This is a genomic window from Bacillus sp. FSL R5-0447, from assembly GCF_038606125.1.
GTDB classification, from domain to species: Bacteria; Bacillota; Bacilli; order Bacillales; family Bacillaceae; genus Bacillus; species Bacillus velezensis.
Map to the genome: position 1 here is coordinate 1,349,549 of NZ_CP152012.1, position 21,413 is coordinate 1,370,961.

General features: G+C 47.3%; 27 protein-coding genes. All 27 read left to right on the forward strand.

Features of this window, described 5'->3' with window-relative positions; translation table 11 throughout:
• The first annotated feature begins 18 nt into the window (after positions 1-18).
• The 27 genes from NYE68_RS07090 to NYE68_RS07220 all read left to right on the forward strand — a co-directional run bounded on the left by NYE68_RS07090 (position 19) and on the right by NYE68_RS07220 (position 21,412).
• Complete coding sequence (locus NYE68_RS07090; protein WP_324636978.1) at positions 19-1,410, forward strand: phage portal protein; 1,392 nt, start codon at positions 19-21, stop codon at positions 1,408-1,410.
• Between the two features lie 19 nt (positions 1,411-1,429).
• Positions 1,430-2,275 carry an XkdF-like putative serine protease domain-containing protein gene (locus NYE68_RS07095; protein ID WP_015417286.1) on the forward strand — a complete coding sequence of 282 codons (846 nt, stop codon included), beginning with the start codon at positions 1,430-1,432 and terminating at the stop codon, positions 2,273-2,275.
• 26 nt (positions 2,276-2,301) lie between these two features.
• Entirely contained in the window at positions 2,302-3,237 is a 936-nt protein-coding gene (locus NYE68_RS07100; protein ID WP_324635929.1) for a phage major capsid protein, read from the forward strand.
• A gap of 16 nt (positions 3,238-3,253) precedes the next feature.
• Entirely contained in the window at positions 3,254-3,637 is a 384-nt protein-coding gene (locus tag NYE68_RS07105; RefSeq protein WP_015417287.1) for a DUF3199 family protein, read from the forward strand.
• Complete coding sequence (locus tag NYE68_RS07110) at positions 3,634-3,990, forward strand: DUF3599 family protein (protein WP_053573486.1); 357 nt, start codon at positions 3,634-3,636, stop codon at positions 3,988-3,990. The genes NYE68_RS07105 and NYE68_RS07110 overlap by 4 nt, the downstream gene beginning before the upstream one ends.
• Positions 3,987-4,490 (forward strand): HK97 gp10 family phage protein, encoded by a 504-nt coding sequence (locus tag NYE68_RS07115; RefSeq protein WP_015417288.1) that lies wholly within the window; start codon positions 3,987-3,989, stop codon positions 4,488-4,490. The genes NYE68_RS07110 and NYE68_RS07115 overlap by 4 nt, the downstream gene beginning before the upstream one ends.
• Entirely contained in the window at positions 4,487-4,933 is a 447-nt protein-coding gene (locus tag NYE68_RS07120) for a hypothetical protein (RefSeq protein ID WP_015417289.1), read from the forward strand. Before NYE68_RS07115 ends, NYE68_RS07120 begins: the two co-directional genes overlap by 4 nt.
• Positions 4,930-5,139 (forward strand): hypothetical protein, encoded by a 210-nt coding sequence (locus NYE68_RS07125; RefSeq protein WP_007610809.1) that lies wholly within the window; start codon positions 4,930-4,932, stop codon positions 5,137-5,139. The genes NYE68_RS07120 and NYE68_RS07125 overlap by 4 nt, the downstream gene beginning before the upstream one ends.
• Positions 5,139-6,536: a phage tail sheath family protein gene (locus NYE68_RS07130; protein WP_007610810.1), complete on the forward strand. Its 1,398-nt coding sequence runs from the start codon at positions 5,139-5,141 to the stop codon at positions 6,534-6,536. The genes NYE68_RS07125 and NYE68_RS07130 overlap by 1 nt, the downstream gene beginning before the upstream one ends.
• 1 nt (position 6,537) lies before the next feature.
• Positions 6,538-6,981, forward strand: coding sequence for a phage tail tube protein (locus tag NYE68_RS07135; protein WP_003154837.1), 444 nt, complete (start codon positions 6,538-6,540; stop codon positions 6,979-6,981).
• A 77-nt stretch (positions 6,982-7,058) separates the two neighbouring features.
• Entirely contained in the window at positions 7,059-7,505 is a 447-nt protein-coding gene (locus NYE68_RS07140) for a phage portal protein (protein WP_003154836.1), read from the forward strand.
• A 41-nt stretch (positions 7,506-7,546) separates the two neighbouring features.
• Positions 7,547-7,699 carry a hypothetical protein gene (locus NYE68_RS07145; RefSeq protein ID WP_015239684.1) on the forward strand — a complete coding sequence of 51 codons (153 nt, stop codon included), beginning with the start codon at positions 7,547-7,549 and terminating at the stop codon, positions 7,697-7,699.
• On the forward strand, positions 7,687-12,570 hold the full coding sequence (locus NYE68_RS07150; protein ID WP_342494074.1) for a transglycosylase SLT domain-containing protein: 4,884 nt from the start codon (positions 7,687-7,689) through the stop codon (positions 12,568-12,570). The genes NYE68_RS07145 and NYE68_RS07150 overlap by 13 nt, the downstream gene beginning before the upstream one ends.
• Positions 12,563-13,222: a LysM peptidoglycan-binding domain-containing protein gene (locus tag NYE68_RS07155; RefSeq protein ID WP_031378812.1), complete on the forward strand. Its 660-nt coding sequence runs from the start codon at positions 12,563-12,565 to the stop codon at positions 13,220-13,222. The genes NYE68_RS07150 and NYE68_RS07155 overlap by 8 nt, the downstream gene beginning before the upstream one ends.
• 13 nt (positions 13,223-13,235) lie before the next feature.
• A complete protein-coding gene (locus NYE68_RS07160; RefSeq protein WP_015239687.1) occupies positions 13,236-14,213 on the forward strand; it encodes a hypothetical protein in 978 nt (325 codons plus the stop codon).
• Positions 14,213-14,479, forward strand: a complete 267-nt coding sequence (locus tag NYE68_RS07165) for a DUF2577 family protein (protein WP_007610818.1) — start codon at positions 14,213-14,215, stop codon at positions 14,477-14,479. The genes NYE68_RS07160 and NYE68_RS07165 overlap by 1 nt, the downstream gene beginning before the upstream one ends.
• Before the next feature lie 103 nt (positions 14,480-14,582).
• On the forward strand, positions 14,583-15,008 hold the full coding sequence (locus NYE68_RS07170) for a DUF2634 domain-containing protein (protein ID WP_015417292.1): 426 nt from the start codon (positions 14,583-14,585) through the stop codon (positions 15,006-15,008).
• Positions 15,001-16,047 carry a baseplate J/gp47 family protein gene (locus NYE68_RS07175; RefSeq protein WP_015417293.1) on the forward strand — a complete coding sequence of 349 codons (1,047 nt, stop codon included), beginning with the start codon at positions 15,001-15,003 and terminating at the stop codon, positions 16,045-16,047. Before NYE68_RS07170 ends, NYE68_RS07175 begins: the two co-directional genes overlap by 8 nt.
• The gene (locus NYE68_RS07180; RefSeq protein ID WP_324635926.1) at positions 16,031-16,609 is read left to right on the forward strand and encodes a YmfQ family protein; all 579 of its coding nucleotides are present in this window, start codon (positions 16,031-16,033) and stop codon (positions 16,607-16,609) included. The genes NYE68_RS07175 and NYE68_RS07180 overlap by 17 nt, the downstream gene beginning before the upstream one ends.
• Complete coding sequence (locus NYE68_RS07185; protein WP_060674884.1) at positions 16,606-16,878, forward strand: hypothetical protein; 273 nt, start codon at positions 16,606-16,608, stop codon at positions 16,876-16,878. The genes NYE68_RS07180 and NYE68_RS07185 overlap by 4 nt, the downstream gene beginning before the upstream one ends.
• A 2-nt stretch (positions 16,879-16,880) precedes the next feature.
• Positions 16,881-18,470, forward strand: coding sequence for a hypothetical protein (locus tag NYE68_RS07190; protein WP_053573489.1), 1,590 nt, complete (start codon positions 16,881-16,883; stop codon positions 18,468-18,470).
• Between the two features lie 12 nt (positions 18,471-18,482).
• Positions 18,483-18,908: a hypothetical protein gene (locus NYE68_RS07195; RefSeq protein ID WP_053573490.1), complete on the forward strand. Its 426-nt coding sequence runs from the start codon at positions 18,483-18,485 to the stop codon at positions 18,906-18,908.
• Between the two features lie 4 nt (positions 18,909-18,912).
• On the forward strand, positions 18,913-19,110 hold the full coding sequence (locus NYE68_RS07200) for an XkdX family protein (RefSeq protein WP_012117366.1): 198 nt from the start codon (positions 18,913-18,915) through the stop codon (positions 19,108-19,110).
• A 56-nt stretch (positions 19,111-19,166) separates the two neighbouring features.
• Positions 19,167-19,928 carry a hypothetical protein gene (locus tag NYE68_RS07205; RefSeq protein ID WP_053573491.1) on the forward strand — a complete coding sequence of 254 codons (762 nt, stop codon included), beginning with the start codon at positions 19,167-19,169 and terminating at the stop codon, positions 19,926-19,928.
• Positions 19,929-19,979: 51 nt separating this feature from the next.
• Positions 19,980-20,243 (forward strand): hemolysin XhlA family protein, encoded by a 264-nt coding sequence (locus tag NYE68_RS07210; protein WP_003154815.1) that lies wholly within the window; start codon positions 19,980-19,982, stop codon positions 20,241-20,243.
• Positions 20,244-20,256: 13 nt separating this feature from the next.
• Positions 20,257-20,520, forward strand: coding sequence for a phage holin (locus tag NYE68_RS07215; RefSeq protein WP_003154813.1), 264 nt, complete (start codon positions 20,257-20,259; stop codon positions 20,518-20,520).
• A 13-nt stretch (positions 20,521-20,533) separates the two neighbouring features.
• Entirely contained in the window at positions 20,534-21,412 is an 879-nt protein-coding gene (locus NYE68_RS07220; RefSeq protein WP_007407257.1) for an N-acetylmuramoyl-L-alanine amidase, read from the forward strand.
• Position 21,413 lies beyond the last annotated feature (1 nt).

The window sequence follows — 21,413 nt, forward strand, 5'->3', positions numbered from 1 at the left end:
ACCGTCTTTAAATCAAAAATGGCCGCGCCGCAGGCAAGGCAGATGAACGAAGATCAATTTGCCGATCTGTACGGCGAAGACATCATTTCACCGCCCTATAATCTCATTGAACTGAAAACAATCGCCGAATACTCGACGATTCTTCAGCAGTGCATTGACGCGTATCGGGTCAATATTACGGGTTTTGGGTTTGATGTGGAATATACCTTTGATGTAAATAGCCCGGATTGCTCCCCGTCAAAAAAGGCCCGAGCCGAAAAAAACTGGATGAAGCTGGAGAGCTTTTACAAATGTCTTCATTTTGATGAATCGGCCGAGACGATCCTCGGATATGCGATAGAAGACCGTGAAAAAACGGGCAACGGTTTTCTCGAAGTGCTTCGGGACGGGGCGGGAAAACCGGCGGGGATTGAATATCTGGATGTGAAACATATGCGCGTGTGCGGTGTGACTGATCCTGTTGAAGTCACATTTTCATATGAAGAAAACGGCGCATCCAAAACGATTAAAAGGCAAAAACGGTTCCGTAAATATGTTCAGATGCTGAACGGTCGGAAAGTGTTTTTTAAGGAATACGGCGACCCCCGCATGATGGACATGAGAACCGGCGAATACGTAAAGACCCTGTCTGAAGAATACCGGGCAAATGAAGCCATTCACTTAAAAATCGGCAGCGGCACTTACGGAATTCCGCGCTGGGTCGGCAATATCGTCAATCTGTACGGCGCCCGGAAAGCGGAAGAACTGAATTTTATGTATTTCAAGCAGGGCCGTCACGTGCCGGCCGCCATTACGGTTGAAAACGGCATGCTGTCAGAAGCATCGTACAAAGAGCTCCAGGATTATATGAATGACCTGGAAGGGGTGGAAAACGCCCACAAGTTTCTGCTGATTGAGGCGGAAGGCATTGCGAAGGAAAAAGACCTTCACGGAGGCGAAGACATTACGCCCGTGTCTGTGAAAATTAAATCACTTGCGGAAATTCTGCAGGATGATGCGCTGTTTCTTGAATATGACGACAAAAGCAGAAATAAACTCCGTTCCGCTTTCCGTCTCCCGCCGCTTTATACGGGCGAGGCGCAGGAATACAACAAAGCCACCGCCGATACGGCACGGAAAATAACGGAGGAGCAGGTGTTTCAGCCGGAGCGGAAAACGCTGATTAATAAGCTCAACACGTTATTTTTGCCTGAACTGGGTCTCCACGATGTACAGCTCACATTAAAAGGGCCTGATTTTCGCGATCCGCTTGAAATTGCGAAGGTGCTTACGCCATTTATTTCCGCCGGCGCGGTCTCTCCTAATGACCTCCGTGATCTGGCCGGAAGAGTGCTCGGCAAGACGCTTGAGGAATGGCCTGAAGAGTACTACAGCCGGCCGGTGCTGAAAGGGAAAAAGGAGCAATCCTGAAAGGGGGTGAAAACATCTCGTGCCGAGAGAATTGAGAAATGCCGTCATCAGTTTTGTGAGCTATGTCGATAAGGCGGCGAACCAAACGGAATTCTTTTTTACAAAATCAGCCGGAGGCCTTCCGTCATTTGAAAAAAAGGTGCAGGTGTTTACAAAAAACGAATCGGATGAGCAGAAGCTTGTTTACGGCATCGTTTACGAGCCGGATGTCCCGGATGCCCATGGCGATTATATGACGGCTGAAGAGATTGAAAAGGCCGCTCACGGTTTTTTGGCGGACGCCCGCAACATCGATACAAATCATAATTTTGAAGGCGGGACCGGCGAGGTGGTGGAGTCGTACGTCGCCCCGGATGACTTTGAAATCGGGAATGCTGTGATCCGGAAAGGATCTTGGGTGCTTGTCACCAAAGCTTCCGATGAAGTATGGGATCAGATTAAAGCCGGTATCATTACGGGCTACAGCATGGCGGGAACCGCTGACGTTTACGAAGAGCCGGCAGAAAAGCAAGCCGGCTTATTCGGCGCGGTCAAGCAATTTCTCGACCGTGACCGCAAATCAAGAAACCGCAAGGGAGAGGACTTGAACAAGATGAGAAAAGAAGACGTAAGAGAATCGATTGAACACGCGCTGCACCCGCTTTTAAAGCGGCTTGACAGTTTGGACCAAAACACGGAAGACAAAGACGGGGCGGCTGCGCCGTCTGATGAAGAAAAGCTGAAAACGCTTGTTGAGGACATGCTCGCGCCGATTATTAAACGCATTGAAGCGCTTGAAAAAGTAAGAGGCGCATCAAAGCAGCCGGAAGAAGAGACGGGCGGCCAAGAGCCTGTTAAAAAATCCATTTGGAGCGGACTGCTTTAAGCCCAGTCAGAAGGAGGAACTGTAGAGTGAGAAATCAAGATATCATCAGAAAGGCGGAAATGTCACTTTCCGCTTTAAAAAGCGGCGGTTTAATGAACCCCGCACAAGCTTCAGCATTTATCCGCATGGTGCAGAACACGCCGACCATTTTCAGCGAATCGCGTGTGATTCAAATGGAAAATGACTCGCAGAAATTTGAAAAAATCGGTTTCGGCCAGCGGATTCTGCGTGCCGCTGAGGAAGGAAAAGCCTTAACTGACGATCAGCTGACCGTCCCGGCAACAAGTACGGTGCAGCTGAATACGAAAGAAGTCATTGCGGAAATTAATATCACCTATGACACGCTTGAAAACAATATAGAAAAAGACGGCCTGCAGCAGACGATCATGCAGATTTTGGCGGAGCGGGCGGCAGTCGATATTGAGGAGCTTGTCGTAAACGGCGATACATCTTCTTCTGATCCGTACTTGGCACAGCTTGACGGAATCCGTAAGCAGACTGTATCTCACGTCATTGACGGAAACGGGGAAGAGCTGTCCAGAGCCACATTTAAAAAAGGCTTAAAAGCCATTCCGGCAAAATATTTGCGCCTGCCTCAGGAATTCAGATTTTACACATCTCAAGGCATGGAGATTGAATGGAAAGACCGTGTGGCTGACCGTCAGACCAACCTGGGGGATCTTGCGGTGCAGGGCGGTTTGTCTTCAGCATTCGGCGTTCCGGTCAAAGGAGTGTCCAATCTGCAGCCGTACTCGGTCGGAGAAGGTGACTCCCAATACGATACGTCTGACATCATTTTGACTCACCCAAAAAATATCATTCTCGGTTTTTCACGGAATATCCGAATCGAAGTAGATAAAGATATTCGCAGCCGCAAATTTATTATCGTACTGACGGCTAAACTTGACAGCAAATTTGAAGAAGAAGATGCAAGCGCCAAAATCGTAAACGTTAAAGAATAAGACGGGGGTGGCAGTTATGTTAATTCAGCCGTCTGACGTTGTTTCATATTCAGTTTATGATCAAGTCAAAAACAGGCCGGAGCCGCTTCTTATACAGGACATTCTGGAGGCGGAGGCGGAAGCGGCAAGAATGGCGGGGCATTCGTTCACTGACCCTATTTACTCACCGCTTCCCGAAAAGATTAAGCTTGCGTTATTAAAGCTTTCTCAATATTTTGCGCTGATCAACCAGAATGAAGCAGCCGCTTCCGCCTATCAATCTGAAAAGATAGGCGACTACTCGTATACGGTGGCAGGTGAAGGCGGAATCCGAAAACCGGCGGTGCGCCATCTTCTCTGTGAATATATCACGCCGGGTTATTCCCCGGTTTCTGCAAACGCAAAGGTGAGACCTTTATGAGCTACGAACGGCTGCTCACTGACAGATGCGATATTTATCATGAGACGGTGTCAGTTCCGAAGGCCGGACGCTTCGGGATTCCCGCCGAAAAGCTCCAGCCTGTCTTTTCTTATCCGGAAGTGCCCGACGCTGAAGACATGCCGTGTCTGTTTGTTGAAAAACAGCAGCAGCTTATTCAGCTTGCGCCTGATCATAAGGTATATCAGCGGTTTCTCGTTCATTTTCCGAAAGAGGCCGCTGTGCGTGTCAATGACAAAATCATTTGGGAAGGACAGGCGTATATTCTGGAAATGCCGAAGAAAGCAAGACAGCACCATTGGGAGGTTATCGCTGTGAGAGATGACAGACTATGAGCATAAAAAACCTTGAACAATGGAATCGGTCGCTGCAAAAGGCATCATCCGGAGAATTTGCCCGTCAGGCAGGCGGATGGCTGGAACAGTCAGGGGAGGATTTTCTCGACATGGTAAGGGAGGAGCTTATTCATTCGGGAGGAATTGAAACAGAAAACCTGCTGTCTTCTTTCCGAAAAGGAGCGCAGGATCATGTATGGATCATTGAAAACGGGGGACTGACCCTTGAAATCGGCACCAATGTAGAGTATGCCTCATTCATAAATGACGGACATTGGACCGTCTCAGATGAAAATGTCAGATGGGTGCCCGGGTATTTTCAAGGCTCCCGGTTCATCTATGATCCGTCAGCTTCAACGGGAATGGCGCTCAAAAAACAGTGGATCAGCGGGAATGGGTTTTGGGACAAAGCCCTTCTTTTGTATGAAACACTCTTCGCCGAATCGCTGGACAAGCGTTTCAATCAGTGGCTTAACACGTTGGGGGGAGATATCGGATGAATCGCGAAACCGGTTCAATCGCCGCTTTTTTGTATCAGCAGTGCGGCGTGCCCGTATATGAAAATGAACTGCCTGAACAATTTCAGGTGCCGTCACTATACATTCCGCCCCCATTTGTTTTTGACGAAAATGATACAGTCTCCACTTATAAGAAAACGTACAGTCTGAATGTGAAGCTGTTCCATGCCGACTCGGTGCAGGCGCTCTATGCAGCCGACCGGATCGCCGATGCGGTGAGAGAATCAAGACAGCTGATTCCGCTGCTTACGGAATCAGGGGAGGATACCGGTGATTTCGTCCGCATCAGCCGTATCGAAACAAGAGTCGGAGACAAAGGCGAGGCAGTGATCACAATCCGCTGGACGAGCCGCTACTACTATCAGAAACAAACATCTCCCGCACTGCGGGATGTGGACATTAACAGCGGGGTGAAAGAAAAGTGAAACAACATAAAAAGAAAAATGCCGCAGCGGCGGAACGAGCGGTTCTTTATGACACGGCGGATTTAACAAAGCACGCGAAGGAGCTTTTCGGCGTAAAACCTGAGATTCTCCAGGGGGCTTTATTCGGCGTGAAGCAAAAACAAATGACAAAAGCGCAAGCCAAGTCTTACATTGAAGCATTTTTAACCAAGGAGGTCATGCAATAATGAACGGCGGAACATTTACGCAAGGAAAAGAAAAAGAACGTGCCGGAATCTATTTTAACTTTAAAACAACCGCCCAGGAGCGGGTATCGATCGGTGAACGCGGGATTGTCGCCCTTCCCGTCGCATCCGGCTGGGGGGAAGCGAAAACATTCGTTTCCATTTCAAGCATTGAAGATTTGAATAAAAAAGTGGGGCTCAGTATTGAAGATCCGTCACTGATTCTGCTTCGTGAGGCGAAAAAGAAAGCAAAAACCGTTTTGATGTACCGTCTGACAGAGGGAATCAGAGCGAGTGCCGATCTTTCGCAAGGTGTTAAAGCAACCGCTTTGTACGGCGGTTCAAAAGGAAATGACATCATCATCCGCATCAGTGAAAACGTCCTTGATCAGACCGCTTTCGATGTGACCACTTACATGGATGAAGCGGAAGTTGACAAACAAACGGTGAAAAAAGCCGAAGAATTAAAAGCAAACGGCTATGTCACATTTACGGGAACGGGCGAACTGTCGGCTTCCATCCCGCTGACAGGCACTGAGGAAGAATCCGGGGAAACGTTAAACCCGCAGGCAGGCATCCGTCTCGCGGGCGGAACTGATAAAGCACCGGTCAACTCAGACTATACGGATTTTTTAGCTGCGGCTGAAACGGAGAATTTCGATGTCATCGCTCTTCCTGTCGCGGAAAACGATCAGCTGAAAGCGACATTTGCCGCATTCATTAAACGCCTTCGCGATGCGCAGGGACAGAAAGTGCAAGGGGTGACCGCCCATTACAGCGGCGATTATGAAGGCATTATCAATGTGACTGAAGGTGTGCTGCTGGAAGACGGAACCGAGATTAAAGCTGAAGATGCGACCGCCTGGGTGGCAGGCGCAAGTGCCAGCGCCGCATTTAATCAATCCTTAACATTCGTTGAATACGAAGGCGCCGTCGATGTGCTGCACCGCCTGACTCATGATGAAGTGATCGAACGTCTTTCCAAAGGTGAATTCCTTTTCTCTTATGATGCCCGTGATAAGTCAGTCAGCGTTGAAAAAGATATCAACTCATTGGTGACATTTACGGCAGAGAAAAACAAAAAGTTCGCGAAAAACAAAATCGTCCGTGTGCTTGATGCGGTGAATAACGATTTGACACGTGAACTGAAAGCCTTAATTAAATCGAAAAAAGGCACGGGCAGCGATCTTCCTGCGACAAATGACGGTCTTCAATTCGTTAAAACGATGATCATTCAATATTTGACTACGCTTCAGGATGCGGGCGGCATCGCCAACTTTGATTCAGACAAAGACATTACAATCGGGCTGAATGAAGACCGCGACGGCTTTTTAATTGATCTCGCCGTACAGCCTGTGGATGCGGCAGAAAAATTCTACTTTAACGTGGAGGTAAACTAAGATGGCATTAAAAGCGCAAAACACGATTTCAGGAAAAGAAGGCCGTTTATTTCTCGACGGAGAAGAGATGGCGCATATTAAAACGTTTGAAGCAAACGTGGAAAAAAACAAATCAGAAGTAAACATCATGGGCCGCCGCATGACGGGACATAAAACAACAGGCGCCAACGGAACGGGCACGGCAACATTCTATAAGGTCACATCCAAATTCGCCGTTCTTATGATGGATTACGTCAAAAAAGGCAGCGACCCGTATTTTACGCTGCAAGCCGTTCTTGATGACAAATCATCGGGCCGCGGAACAGAACGCGTCACTCTGTATGACGTCAACTTTGATTCTGCAAAAATCGCCGGACTGGACGTAGACTCAGAAGCACTCGAAGAAGAAGTGCCGTTTACTTTTGAAGATTTCGATGTGCCGGAAAAGCTTTCTGAAACGTTTTAATTAAGATCGGTATGAGTGAAACAGGCCTTTTTACAGGCCTGTTTTTTATAAAAAAAAAGAGTAAGGGAGTTTTCATCATGAGCGAAAAAAACGAACAAGTATATGATCTGTCATTCTTTATGCCGGGTAAAACAGTCGAGGCTGAGGAGATTCGGGTTCCGCTTTCAAAGCGTTTTGTCGATAAAAAAGGAAACATCGTGCCTTTTATTTTTAAAGCCATTACGACTGAGCGCATTGATGAACTGGAGAAGGAAAGCACGACATATAAAAATGTGAAGGGCAGAGGCCGAGTAAAAGACTTAGACAGCCAGCGCTTTTATGCGCGGATCGCGGTTGAATCTACGATTTACCCTGATTTCCGGTCTAAGGAGCTCCGCGACGCTTACAAAACGGCAGATCCGGTCGAGGTGGCAAAACGCGTGCTTTCAGTCGGCGGTGAGTATGCAAATTGGCTGAATAAAGCGATTGAGATCAACGGTTTTGAAGATGAATTAGAAGATCTGGAGCAAGAAGCAAAAAACTGATAAAAGATGGGAATAAGGAAGCCGTGTATCTCTATTACGCGATGCATGAGCTTCATTATTCTCCATCAGAACTGAAAGAGTTATATGAAGCACCGAGACATTTTAAGGCGCTGTTGTACGGTTTAATCGGTTACAAGCTGGACATTCTTGAAAAACAAGCGAAGAAAGGGGGAGCGACATCATGGCAAAGCTGACCGCCCGTTTTGAATTGGAAGATCGGGTTTCAAAGAAAATAAGGAAAATCCAAAATGGCTTCAGAGCGCTTGAGAAATACAGGAAAATGACAAAACGCCAAAGTGAAATTGATATACGCAAAGAGAGTAAATCTGTTTTAAGAACAATTGACCGCATCCAGCGCTCTATGAAAAGAAAGCTGGGCGCACAAATGATCTCTATTTCAGCTGAAGACGGAGCCAGTGCCGTCATTCAAAAGGTGCAAACCCAATTAGCGGGTCTGCCTGCGTCTTTAACCATTAAAATAGGAGCAAAAGACAGCGCGACAGCGGCATTTGAGAGATTGCGGGATCTGGCTGCCGGTTTTAAAGGATTTACCGTTTCACTGTATGCGTCAGACGAAGTGACCCCTGCCATGGAACGTATCAAACGCTATATGCAATCTGCGTTAAAGAACGGGTACTCTGTCACTATACGCGTCATAGATCACGTCATGAAAACAGTCGGCCGAATTTCAGCGGGCATTGATTCGCTGACGGGAAAAAACAATGTTATTCAATTATCGTTAAACGAAAAGGTGACAGCACAGCTGGCTGCAATGCAAAAGAATATGCCGGACGTCGGAAAAGCTTCTGCATCTGCTGCTCCTGCTTCGCCGAAATACGATTTTTCAATGCTTGACTCCATTGCAGACACCTTCATGAAAAAAGTCAATGACATCGCATCCAAATTTTATCCGGAAACAATCATAGCGGAACTGGATAAATTTGCTGCAAGCTTTATGAAGAAAGCGGACGAAATTGCAAGCAAATTCAGCCCGGAGACGATTTTAGCAGAGCTGGACAAGTTCACAACGTCATTCATGGGAAAAGCGGACGAAATCGCAAGCAAATTCAGCCCGGCAACGATTTTAGCAGAGCTGGACAAGTTCACAACGTCATTCATGGGAAAAGTGGACGAAATCGCAAGCAAATTCAGTCCGGCAACGATTTTAACCGAACTGGATAAGTTCACAACGTCATTTATGGGAAAAGTGGACGAGATCGCAAGCAAATTCAGCCCGGCAACGATTTTGGCAGAGCTGGACAAGTTCACAACGTCATTCATGGGAAAAGTGGACGAGATCGCAAGCAAATTCAGCCCGGAGACGATTTTAGCAGAGCTGGATAAGTTCACAACATCATTCATGGGAAAAGTAGACGAAATCGCGAGCAAATTCAGCCCGGCAACGATATTAACCGAACTGGACAAATTCGCTGATTCGTTTATGAAAAAGGTAGACGGCGTCGTGAGTAAATTCAGTCCGGAAGCCATATTGAAAGAACTGGATAAATTCGCTGATTCATTTATGAAAAAGGTAGACGGGGTTGTGAGTAAATTCAGTCCGGAGACCATATTGAAAGAACTGGATAAATTCACTGATTCATTTATGAAAAAGATAGATGACGTTGTCAGCAAATTCAGTCCGGAGACCATATTGAAAGAGCTGGATCATTTTACTGATTCGTTTATGAAGAAAGTCGACGACGTTGCCGGTAAATTCAGTCCTGATAAGCTAATCGACCGCGCCGAACAATTTGTAAATGACACGATTGACCGAATTTCTGAGAAATTCGATTTTCTCAATCCGGATAAGATTTTGGAAAAAGTGGAGCAGTTTACATCCTCACTGTTCGGAGGCATTGATAAAAAGTTCGGCAAATTCAGTCCTGATGCGATCATCGAAAAAGCTGAGGCATTTGTTGATAAAATTGTCAGCAAGATTGCCAAGAAATTTGAGAAATTCAGCCCGGACAAAATCATCGAAAAAGCCGGGGGATTAATAGAAAAAATATTTTCAGGAATCGCTGAAAAATTAGGCAAACTCAATATCGGCGGATTATTAGGAGGCGGCACGAAAAAAGAAAAGAGTAAGGGCGGCCTTACTGCCGGCGGCTCCAACGGCCCGAAGCGTCCAGATCTGACAAAGGGTTCACAGCGCACGGTAACAGCGCCAAAATCTTCAGGAAAGTCAGCCAAAAAAACCGGCGGGGCTTTGGGGGGCTGCTGCTGCTGTACCGGAGTGACGAGGGGCAAAAGCAGTAAAGTCGAAGGGCGAAATAAATCCTCGAAAAGAGGTTCCTCCGTAAAGGAAAGCAAACAGGCATCCGTAAACACGCCGAAAACAAAAGGGGCAGGTAAAGGCATCGGCGCGCTTTTGAAAGGCTTAGGAGATTCAAAGGCGCTAAAAGGCGGTATGAAAGGGTTAAAAGGTGCCGCTAAAGGAATTCCCGGCATAGGTGAATTGTTATCACTTACTGATTTAGCCGGCATCAATAAAGATAATGCAGGAGAGAAGGTCGGCTCAGCAGGCGGCGGTCTTGCCGGAGCCGCGGCCGGAGCGGCAATCGGCAGCGTTGTTCCCGGAGTGGGCACATTAATCGGCGGCGCGGTAGGCGGCATCGCCGGCAGTTTAGGCGGTTCCAGCTTGGGAGAGGCCTTTGATTCAGGAGCTTTGAAAGACACGTGGAATGATATTTCCAAAGCGGCGCAAAGTGCTTGGACAACAATACAAGATACTTGGGGAAGCGTTTCATCCTGGTTCATGGAAAATGTATGGACGCCGGTTTCATCGGCTGTCGTCGGAGTGGCGACAAGCATCTGGTCAAATATCGTGAATGCGTGGACGACGATTCAAGGGATTTTCAGCACGGTGTCATCCTGGTTCATGGAAAATGTATGGACGCCGGTTTCATCGGCTGTCGTCGGAGTGGCAACCAGCATCTGGTCAAATATCGTGAATGCGTGGACGACGATTCAAGGTGTCTTCAGCACAGTATCCGGCTGGTTTATGAGCACGGTGTGGGGCCCCGTAAAATCGGCTGTCGTCGGAGTGGCGACGTCCATTTGGAGTAAAATCACAGGAGCTTGGGATAAAATTAAATCCGTTTTCAGTACGGTTTCCGGCTGGTTCATGGATACTGTCTGGAATCCGGTGAAAGACATGGTGAAAAATGTCGGTAAAGGAATATCAGATGCTTTCAAGACTGCTTTAGATACGGTAAAGAATATATGGAAAGGGTTAAGCGGCTGGTTTGAGAAACATATAAAAGAACCTCTTGTAAAAGTGGGAACGGCCATATCAGATGCTTTTTCTGCAGCATTCGACTGGGTGAAAAAGATTTGGGATAAAACCGGCGGCAAAATGATTTCAGGCATAATGAACTTTGTCACAGGAGGCGGCGGAGATAAAAAGAAAAAAACGGACAAAAACGCCACAGGCGGCTACATTACAAAGCCGACCATTTCCTGGATCGGTGAAGCCGGTAAGGAATTTGTCATTCCCGTCGACAACAATCGCGGACGCGGAAAGATGCTGCTTTCACAAGCTGCGTCTAAGCTCGGCATGCGTGTTGTCGATGATATGGGCGCGGCTTCGGCTCAGTCTTCTGCTGTTCCGGCGGGAGCGGGCGGTGTTTCTTCTTCTGCATCTGTATCGGCCGCAGCGTCTGTAGAGACATCCGGACTTGGCGGGACGGCTTCATCACTCGGCAAACAGTTTACTGAAGGCTTTGACAGCGGAATCAGCAAAAAAGCGGTGGATATGGACGGCTGGAAGGAAAAAAACATCGGAACGCCGTTCAATGCCCTCATTTCGTCTTCATCCGGTTACGGAAAGCAAGTCGTTGCGGGCTATGCGAAAGGTCAGAATACTTCGCCGACGGGCACCGATTCATTTTTAAAAACAAAGGTGAAAACACCTTATCAATCGGCGGTTAATCAATCGTCATCATGGGGCGCCGCAACGGTGAAAGGATATTCGGCCGGACAGAATGCAAAAGATACGGGAACGTCGCAATACGTAAGCACACATATCAATAAACCGTTTGTGCAATCAAGAGATTCCGCGAACGGCTGGGGGTCAGGCCTGATCGGACACTTCGTATCAGGGATGACTGCAAAAGGGAGCGAAGTCAAACAGGCGGCCAAAGATATGGCGAAAAAAGTCGAGGACGCATTCAGAGAAGAGCTTGATATTCATTCTCCTTCCCGTGTCATGATGAGCCTCGGGCGCTTTGCTTCAGTCGGCGTCGTCAAAGGTCTCGGCTCAGTTGACGTAAAAAAATACGCCGAAAAACAGGCAGGCTCGCTTGCAGCAGCCTTTTCCGGCATGGGTGCAGCGGGAGGAAGCGTCAAAGAGTGGCTTTTGGCCGCAATGAAAGCAACCAATACGCCGATCAGCTGGCTTCCGGGATTAATGACGATCGCACAGCATGAGTCAGGCGGCAACCCTAATTCCATTAATCTATGGGACAGCAACGCCAAAGCCGGACACCCGTCACAGGGGCTTATGCAGACGATTCCGAGCACCTTTGAAGATCACAAAGCGCCGGGCATGAATGATATCAGAAATCCAATTCACAACGCCGCTGCCGCTATCGGCTATATTAAAAGCCGATACGGCTCGATCAGCAATGTCCCCGGGATTAAAAGTATGGCTCACGGAGGCCCTTACGTCGGTTATGCCAATGGGGGTCTGATTACCAAGGAGCAGATCGCCCGTGTCGGCGAAGGGAACAAACGGGAGTGGATCATCCCTGAAGAGCGGGGCATCCGCGGCCGTTATCTGCTGCAAAAAGCCGCTCAGGCGCTCGGCATGGAAGTGTCCGATCCGTCCCAGACGGAACCGGCGGCACTTTCAGCCGGCACGGTTTCCGCAGCCGTTAAAGGCGGCGGACAAACCGTTCAAAAAACGGGAACAAAAGAAATTAAAATCGAATTCAGCGGCGATCAGCATTTCCATAACGGACAGGACGCCGACAGCCTCGCCGCCAAAATCAAACAGGCGCTGATTGATGAACTGCAAAAAGACATTTATACCGGAGCAAAGGGGGCCGTTGCTTTTGACTAAATCTGTTTACGAATTTTGGCTGTCTCAGGGGAAGGACAAGCTCCGGCTTCCCGTTCTCCCTGAAGCGATTGATATCGCAAACAGCGTGCAGAATGATTCCGTGAAAGTCACCGGACTTGGAGAGGTGACGTTTATCGAAGAACCGGGAGCGAAAGAAATTTCGTTCTCTTCTTTTTTTCCGAAACGGTACAGCCCGATTGCCGAATATCAAAGCATCCCTTCGCCGGAAAAAGCCATTTCAGCCATTGAAGCATGGATGAAAGCGAAAAAACCCGTTCAGTTTTTGATTACAGGAACAAAAATCAATGTCACATGCAGCATTGAAAGCTTTAATTACAGCGAAGGTGACAATGAAATCGGCGACCGGAATTTTGATATCGTACTAAAAGAATATAAAACCGCTTCGCCAAGAAAAATCAAACAAAAGAAAAAAACGAAAGCGAAGCGCCCGTCCAAAGCTTCACCCAAAACATATACCGTCAAAAAAGGGGATACGCTTTGGGACATCGCCGGCAAGTTTTACGGAAAACACACGGAGTGGCGGAAAATCTGGAACACGAATAAAACCGCCATGATTAAGCGCAGCAAACGGAATATCCGGCAGCCGGGGCATTGGATCTTCCCGGGGCAGAAGCTGAAGATACCGCAATGAAACGGGTGAAAAGATGATTGAACTATTTGTCATAAAAGAAACGGAGTGGCTCGAGCTTGTCACAGAAAGCGTAACGCTGGAAGGACACAGATATCAGGCGCCCCGCTCCATCGAAGCGACGATTGTCGTAAAGCAGGGCAGCCAGACGTATTACGGCGTATCAGAAGGGGATACGGTTTTGTTCAAATGGAACGGAAAAGAGCTGTTCCGCGGCGTTGTTTTTGCAAGAACGCCCGATGAGCATACCGTCGCCTTCACCGCATACGATATGCTTCAATACCTTGTGAAAAACCAGGACGTTTACGTGTTTTCCAACAAGCGCGCCGATCAAATATTAAAAAGGATCGCCAGTGATTTTCAAATTCCCGTCACATCCATTGCCAACACAGGCCATACCATTAAATCACTTGTTTTTAAAAATGATACAAGCCTTTACGATATGATGCTAAAAGCGTTAAAGCAGACAAAAAGCCAGACGGGACGCAATTATCAGCTCTATTCAGAAAAAGGCAGGCTCGGCTTGCGTGAATGGCCGGAGCCGTCTGACATATGGGTGCTGGAAACAGGAGTTAATATCACAGGGTATCAATACAGCACCTCAATTGATGACACCGCAACCCGTGTCGTCATGCGGCTGCAAAAAGACAATAAAACGATAAAGGCTTCCGCGTCAGACAGCGCGGGCATGAAAACATTCGGCGTTTTGCAGTATACCGAAACGGTTTCTGACGACATTAACGAAGCCCAGCTGAAACAGCGCGCAAAAGTGAAGCAGGCTGAGAAAAAAGGCGTTAAGAAAGAGCTGAAAAATATACAGGCGATCGGTATTCCTGGGTTGGAAAGCGGATTGCCTGTCTATATCTCAATTCCGGAAATCGGGCTGAAGAAAACCTATTATGTAGATACGGACCGCCATGAATTCCAAGGAACAAAACATACCATGACGATTGACGTCACGGAGAAAAATTCACTTCCGGAGGGGACATCCTGATGAGATTAAGTGATGCCATTAAACATTTAGCCGTCGGAGCGGTTGACGCCGAAGCACCGGTAGAGCTGATGCCGGCCGAAGTGACCTCCGTTTCGCCGCTTGAGCTGAAACTGAAAGATCACGACAAACTTTTGATTCCGTCTGATGCACTCATTGTGCCGAAGCGGCTGAGATCCGGAGAAGATGATCAGCTCCAGGCGGGAGATCGGGTGATGACCGCCGCTTTAACAGGAGGGCAGTCTTTCTTTGTACTGGACAAAATTTAACCGGCGTTCGGACGGAAATGTAAGAGAATATCAGCCTATTAAAGCCGCTTCATCATCCGAAGAGGGCTTTTTTACATGATCAAATCTAAAAGGAGCGGGTGCAATGGCCCTGACACCGGAAATCGAATTTGAAGATTTGGAGGATGCGAGTGAGGCCATTGAAACTTCACAAACCTACCGAATTGATTTTGAAAACAACCGGATTACCAATGAACTGATAAACGGACTGGACGCAATCAGACAATTCGTCTATATCGCTCTTCACACAGAACGGTATTCATATTCGGTTTTCAGCCATGATATCGGAAATGAACTGCAGGAAGTGCTTTCAGATCAGAACACGACGGATGCTTATAAAAAAATGGAGATTCCAAGACTGATAGAAGAAGCCTTGCTGTATGATGACCGTATTTTGGCTGTTACCAATTTTGAGATTGAGAAAAAAGATGATGCCTTCACCGTCTCTTTTACCGTTGAAACTGATGAGGGCATGCTTGAGATAGAGGAGGTGCTGGGTGAGGATGTTTGAAGCTCAGACGTTTGACGACATTATGGACAGAATGCTGACGCGCATTACGGCAGATATTGATACGAGAGAAGGCAGCGTCATTTACAATGCGCTCGCGCCTGCGGCCGCTGAGCTCGCAAAGTCTTATATTTGGCTTGATACCGTGCTGGAGCTCGTGTTTTCCGATACGGCTCAGGGAGAATTTCTGGACAGGCGGGCTGCTGAAGCGGGAATTGAACGAACACCTGCCACAAAAGCGGTCAGAGCCGGAGAATTCACAGCGGGCATCACCATTCCGCCAGGCTCTCGTTTCTTCGTTGATAACCTGTATTTTCAATATACGGGGGATGGAACGCTTGAATGTGAAACAGCCGGTGAAGCGGGCAATGCCGGCATTTCAGGGCAGAACCTGCTGCCGCTTGATACGATACCCGGGCTTGAGAAAGCAGTCGTGCGCGATATATTAATTCCCGGCCGTGAGGAAGAAGATGACAACAGCTTAAGGGCGCGCTATTTTACCCGTGTCCGCCGGGAAGCAGTCAGCGCAAATAAACAGCACTATAAACAATGGGCCGAAGAGGTGGACGGCGTCGGCAGGGCGAAAATCTTCCCGCTTTGGAACGGAGCCGGAACGGTGAAGGTTGTCATCACAAATGCGAATTTGGAACCGGCATCAGATATTCTGATCAAGAAAGTAAAGGATTATATTGATCCGGACGAAGGGCAGGGAGAAGGACAGGCGCCGATCGGAGCGGCAGTAACGGTGGAAAGCGCCGTATGGAAAGAAATCGAAATCTCCGCTTCCGTGCTGCCTGAGCTGAACAGCTCGATCGATGACGTGAAAGCGGAGATTGAAAAAGGCGTCCTGAATTTATTTAAGAAAATGGCCTTCGAAGAAAACACCGTCCGTTTATCACAAATTAACAACATCGTTTATAACTCGGCATCCGTCAGTGACTATGCCGATATCAAAATGAACGGTGCGGCGGAAAACCTCGTGCTCAGTGACGTGGAAATTCCTAAACTCAAAGAGGTGACAATCCTTGAGCAGACTCGATGAGATGACGGCGTACCTCCCGCCGTTTTTAACCCGATTAAAGGAAATGGCACAACTGCTTGAGGCGGAAGCTCCCGAGTTTGAGCGGCAGAATAACAATATTTTCGATTTGACAGATCAGCTCTTTATCACGACGGCGACGTGGGGGCTTGAACGCTGGGAAAAAATATTAAAAATACCGCGGGAATCAGGTGACACGGAGGATATGAGACGGCTCAGGCTGATTTCAAAGATGTCGAATATTCCGCCCATCACACATCAAGCGATCGAGCAGGCGCTAAACCGTTTTTTAAAACATCCGTCAGCTTACGTTCGGATGTTTCCGGGGCAGTATCGTTTTTATGCCGATATCGGGCTTGATGACCTGCAGCACATGAACGAGCTGATTGAAACGCTTGAAAAAATCAAACCCGCTCATTTGGCGTATACACTGAGAGCTGCATTAAACGAAACACTGGAAATCAAAGACCGTGTCATTCTCAACAATCGGAGATACCGAAAAGTCAGTGAACTGAAGGTCGGTTATTCCGTCACACTCAACAATAACGAGGTGGTCTTACCATGATATCAGCCGCTTACAGACAGCGTGCCGCAGCCGATCTGAAAAATAGGATCACAAAAGTGCTGTTAAACGGAAAAGAAACTCCGATTGCGGACATTTCCGTAAAAGAAGCCGCAGTCACCGTTCTCACACGCAGGGAAGAAGACGTCAAACACATTGAAACCGTGCAGATGCTTGACGAAACAGGAAGCGTCATTACAGAACGAAAAACAAATTTAGATCTCAGCAATAACAGAACGCTTGATTTAAGATTTACCTTTGAGGTGGTGTAACGATGGCTTACGAAGAAAAAACAGACTGGCTTCCGGACGATCCGATTAACGAAGATGACGTCAACCGCTGGGAAAAAGGCATAAATGACGCACACACGGATCTGGCGGCCCATAAAAACGACATGAACAACCCGCACAAAACGACAAAGGCGCAAATCGGCCTCGGAAACGTAGACAATGTCCAGCAGGCAGCAAAGAAAGATTTTGACCGGCACAATCAAGATCTGGACCGGCATGTGACGAAGGAAGAGCGACAGAAGTGGAATAACGGGCAGTTAACAAAGCTGACGGATGATTCAGGGAAATATTTAATAAGTATACAAGATGGCTTGGATTTTCATCAAATTGTAGACCAGCTTAATCAATCTTTTTTCTTTTACACAAATAACACGGGAGTTCATACTCCTCCGCTTTCCACCAGAGGCTTATATATCGGATTCAAGTCTTATGGTGAGGCTCTGGCAATGGATTATGAAGGAGGCACATGGAGAAAAACCCTTAAAGCTTCCGGCTGGTCTGATTGGGTTCAGTTAGAAACTTCGGAAGGCGCCCAAAAAAAAGTCGATGCCCACACAAATCAGACTGATATCCATGTAACGAAAGCTGAAAAGGATACATGGAATGCAGGGCAGCTGTTTAAAATCACCGCTGATAACGGCACGCAAAAAATCAATTTAACTTCCGGCTCGTTTTATGACTCGTTAAAAGATGTTGGTTCTGTAACTTTTTACGGAACCAATGCAGTAACAGACAACCCGTCAAATACGAGTCTCCGAGGTATGCAGTTAGTGGGGCAGCCGGGAATAGGTAATGGTTATGCTGTAGACGTGAAGGGTAATGCATGGTGGTTTTATTATAACACTAATCAAACAGCAATCAATTGGTATCCAATTGAATCCATAGCTGGAGCGCAGTCAAAGGTCGATGCACATGCGATAGATTCATCAATTCATATAAGTCCTATCGAAAGAGACAAATGGAACGGCGGCCAGTTGGCGAAATTGACAAAGGATGATGGGAAACGGACACGCTTAGAAAGCGGATCAGACATACTGGCACTGAGCTCGGGGTTTTATTATGGAATGGGTGCTCAGCTGAAAAACAATCCGGTTGAAAATGATAATTCCTTGTTTAACTATGATGTGATTGAGAGTGAGTCAGGTAGAAAGTCGATTTTGGCTTGGAGAAGTTACGATAATAATGTATGGATCGCGACTGTTCATACAGACGGTGTTTTTAAGGGGTGGAAACGTCTATTTACTGAAGAAGAATTTAATAAAATGACCTGGTATGATTTAACACTAATTAATGGGCATAAGGCTGGCGCAAGAAATCCTCAGTATGCAGTGTGGGGCAACCAAGTATTCACACGTGGTGAAGTGGTTCCCCCAGATTTCGACAGCGTTTTTGCTGTACTTCCTTCTGAAGCTCATCCTTCAACACAGAAATCAATGGCTGCCCCACTCTTTGGAACAACCGGGATAACAAAATATTATGCCGAACCAACGGGAGAACTGAGAATTAACGGGAAATATGCCAAAATAGAGGGGAATATTACAGGGATTTCAATAGATAATAATTTCACTTTGTAATGGGGGATGAATATGCAAGTCTTTTTGTATGATGAGAATTTTTATTTTCAAAGGCCTGAAATCTTAGACAGTACATCAAGTATAATGCCGCAAAACTCAACAACCATAAAACCTCCGGACGGCTTATGGAGGCCGCAGTTTGATGAAGTAAATAAAATTTGGAACGAATCTGCTGATCAAGAATATAAGGAAAATCAAAAAAACAAGTATCAGGATGTGGGGGAGCCGGATCCCATTGTGGAACAGTTGAAAGAAATCGGACAGCAACTGGCAGATGAAAAACTAGCGAGAAAACAAGCAGAACAAGCTCAAAATGCTTTAGGTGTACAATTGTCTGCCGAAGTGGTAGCAAGGGAGAAAACAGAGATGTTGAATAAAACTTTAGGTGAACAAATAGCGTCTTTAAAACTGGAACTCTTAAACGTAAAAGGAGAATGAAAAAATGAAGAGACTTAACTTTTGGGTTTACGCTTTGTTTTATAAGTGGGCCACAATAGAAATGGTAAAACAGGCTATGGGCTATGATGACTGCTCTGCCGAAGATCTGGCTGAAGGTGTGGCCGCGAAGTATATCACGCCTGAGGAATTTCAAGAAATAACGGGTGAAACATACGAAAATTATAAAAATGCTGTGTCATAAGCCAAACGGCTTTTTTTATTTGTCGTTTTTAATAAATGAGAAAAGGAGGACGGCCAATGAAAAAGCATTCATTTGAATTTCCCGCCGATCAACTTGGCAGGCCCGGCGCCGTAAAAGCTTATCGCGGTAACAAAAACGATTATGTCACACCTGTTGCTGATTTGTCCGGAATGGCAGAGCTTCTTACCAATACGCCGCTAGAAGCGATTGAAGTTTACAGCCAATTCGGACAAGACCGTTTAGGAGCCGTCTTAATAGACAGAGCACAGGGGTGGGCTTATTCGGACCGCAGCGGAACTCTTTTTATCGAAGAGAGCGAGGATAACAATTCGTGGACGGCTTCACATTCTGTCGCAGTAAAAGGCGGAGTGCTGACCGCTTCGGGTTGGGTCAGCCTGACAAAAAGATATTATCGGTTCCGTTTTGAAAATGGAAATCAAAAACAGTCCGAATTTGTTTTATACCAATCTGTCGGTTCGGGCGGTGACATGGCGTTTTCATATACAGATGTGATTTTTCATGAAAATGCAGCAGAGGCGGGCGAGGGAAGCATCTTCTCGGCGGGCGCTTGGAAAAAACTTCTCGTCGAAATCACCGGCACCGCTGAGTCGGGCCATGTCGCCTTTTGGGGGAGATCCATCTCGGGAAAAAACGTGCCGATCAGAGGAATCAAGTCTGATGACGGGACATCAGCCGCCGGTACGTCAGGCACAGAAGAAGTGTGGTCATTTGATATTGCCGGCTTTAAGGAAATCGTCATGGAAATCAAAAGCATTTCCGGCGGGAGCCTTTCTGTCAAAGGCACGGCATTTTCGTAAGAATGAAGCTTCCGAAGGGAGGTGAGAACAATGTAAGAGGGGGGAGCTGAAGTGCTTCTGGATGAACAAGCGGTGCAAAAAGAATTCGCAGGCATCAAAGGTGAACAAAAGGTGCTTGAACAGCGGGTGGCCGCATTAGAGCGGGTATCCGACCGGCAGGATCAGCAAATCATGACGCTGAATGAAAAACTGAACAAAATTGACGAAAACACAACATGGATTAAGCGGACCATTACAGGAGCGATCGTGACAGCAATCTGCACGGGCGTCATTGGCGGAGCCATCGCCATCATGTACAATCTGCTGCAAAAGTAAGGGGGAAACCGATATGAAATTCGCGGACAAAGGCACGGTCGTCAGGACGGTGCTTCTTTTGCTTGCTTTATTGAATCAAACTTTGCTGATGTTCGGCAAATCGCCGCTGAATATTCAGGAGGACCAGGTCAGCCAGCTTGCAGATACGCTGTATGCCGCCGGGTCGGCCGTTTTTACAATCATAACGACTGCCGCCGCCTGGTTTAAAAACAATTACGTTACAGCAAAAGGGAAAAAACAGCAGGCTTTATTAAAAATAAACAATTTATCGAAATAGGAGAGATGAGAATATGGTAAAAATCACACAGGATTTTATCCCGGCAGGAAACAATAACCGTCCAGGCTATGCAATGACACCGATTTACATTACGGTGCACAATACAGCCAATACCGCAGTCGGAGCTAACGCCAAAAGTCACGCAAGCTATGTGAAAAATCCCGATACACCGACAAGCTGGCATTTCACAGTCGATGATACGGAAATTTATCAGCATCTTCCGCTGAACGAAAACGGCTGGCATGCCGGTGACGGAAACGGGGACGGCAACCGTAAATCCATCGGTATTGAAATTTGTGAAAACGCAGACGGCAACTTTTCACAGGCCGTGGCAAACGCCCAATGGCTCATCCGCACATTAATGACCTCGCACGGCATCCCGCTTGCAAATGTCGTTGCGCACAAGCATTGGTCAGGAAAGCTTTGTCCGAGAAGACTGTTGGATACATGGGATGAGTTTAAAGCGGGAATCGGTTCTGGGGAAAGACAGACGTATACCGTCCAAAAAGGAGATACGCTGTCGGCGATCGCGCGGAAATTCGGCGTCAGCGTGGCCGATCTGCAGAAATGGAATAACATCGCTGACCCGAACCTGATTAAAGTCGGACAAGTACTGATCGTCAGCCCGCCGGTTGAAGCACTGTATTCTCTTCCGGACGAGGTGATTCAGCTGACAGAGCCGTACACGTCCGGCGAAAAGGTATACCAGGTGCAAAACGCGCTCGCCGCGCTTTACTTCTATCCTGAAAAAGGAGCTGTCAATAACGGCATTGACGGTATCTACGGTCCGAAAACGGCAGATGCCGTGGCCCGCTTCCAATCTGTAAACGGACTGACGTCTGATGGCGTCTACGGTCCCGCTGTAAAAGCGAAAATTCTGATGCAGCTTTAAC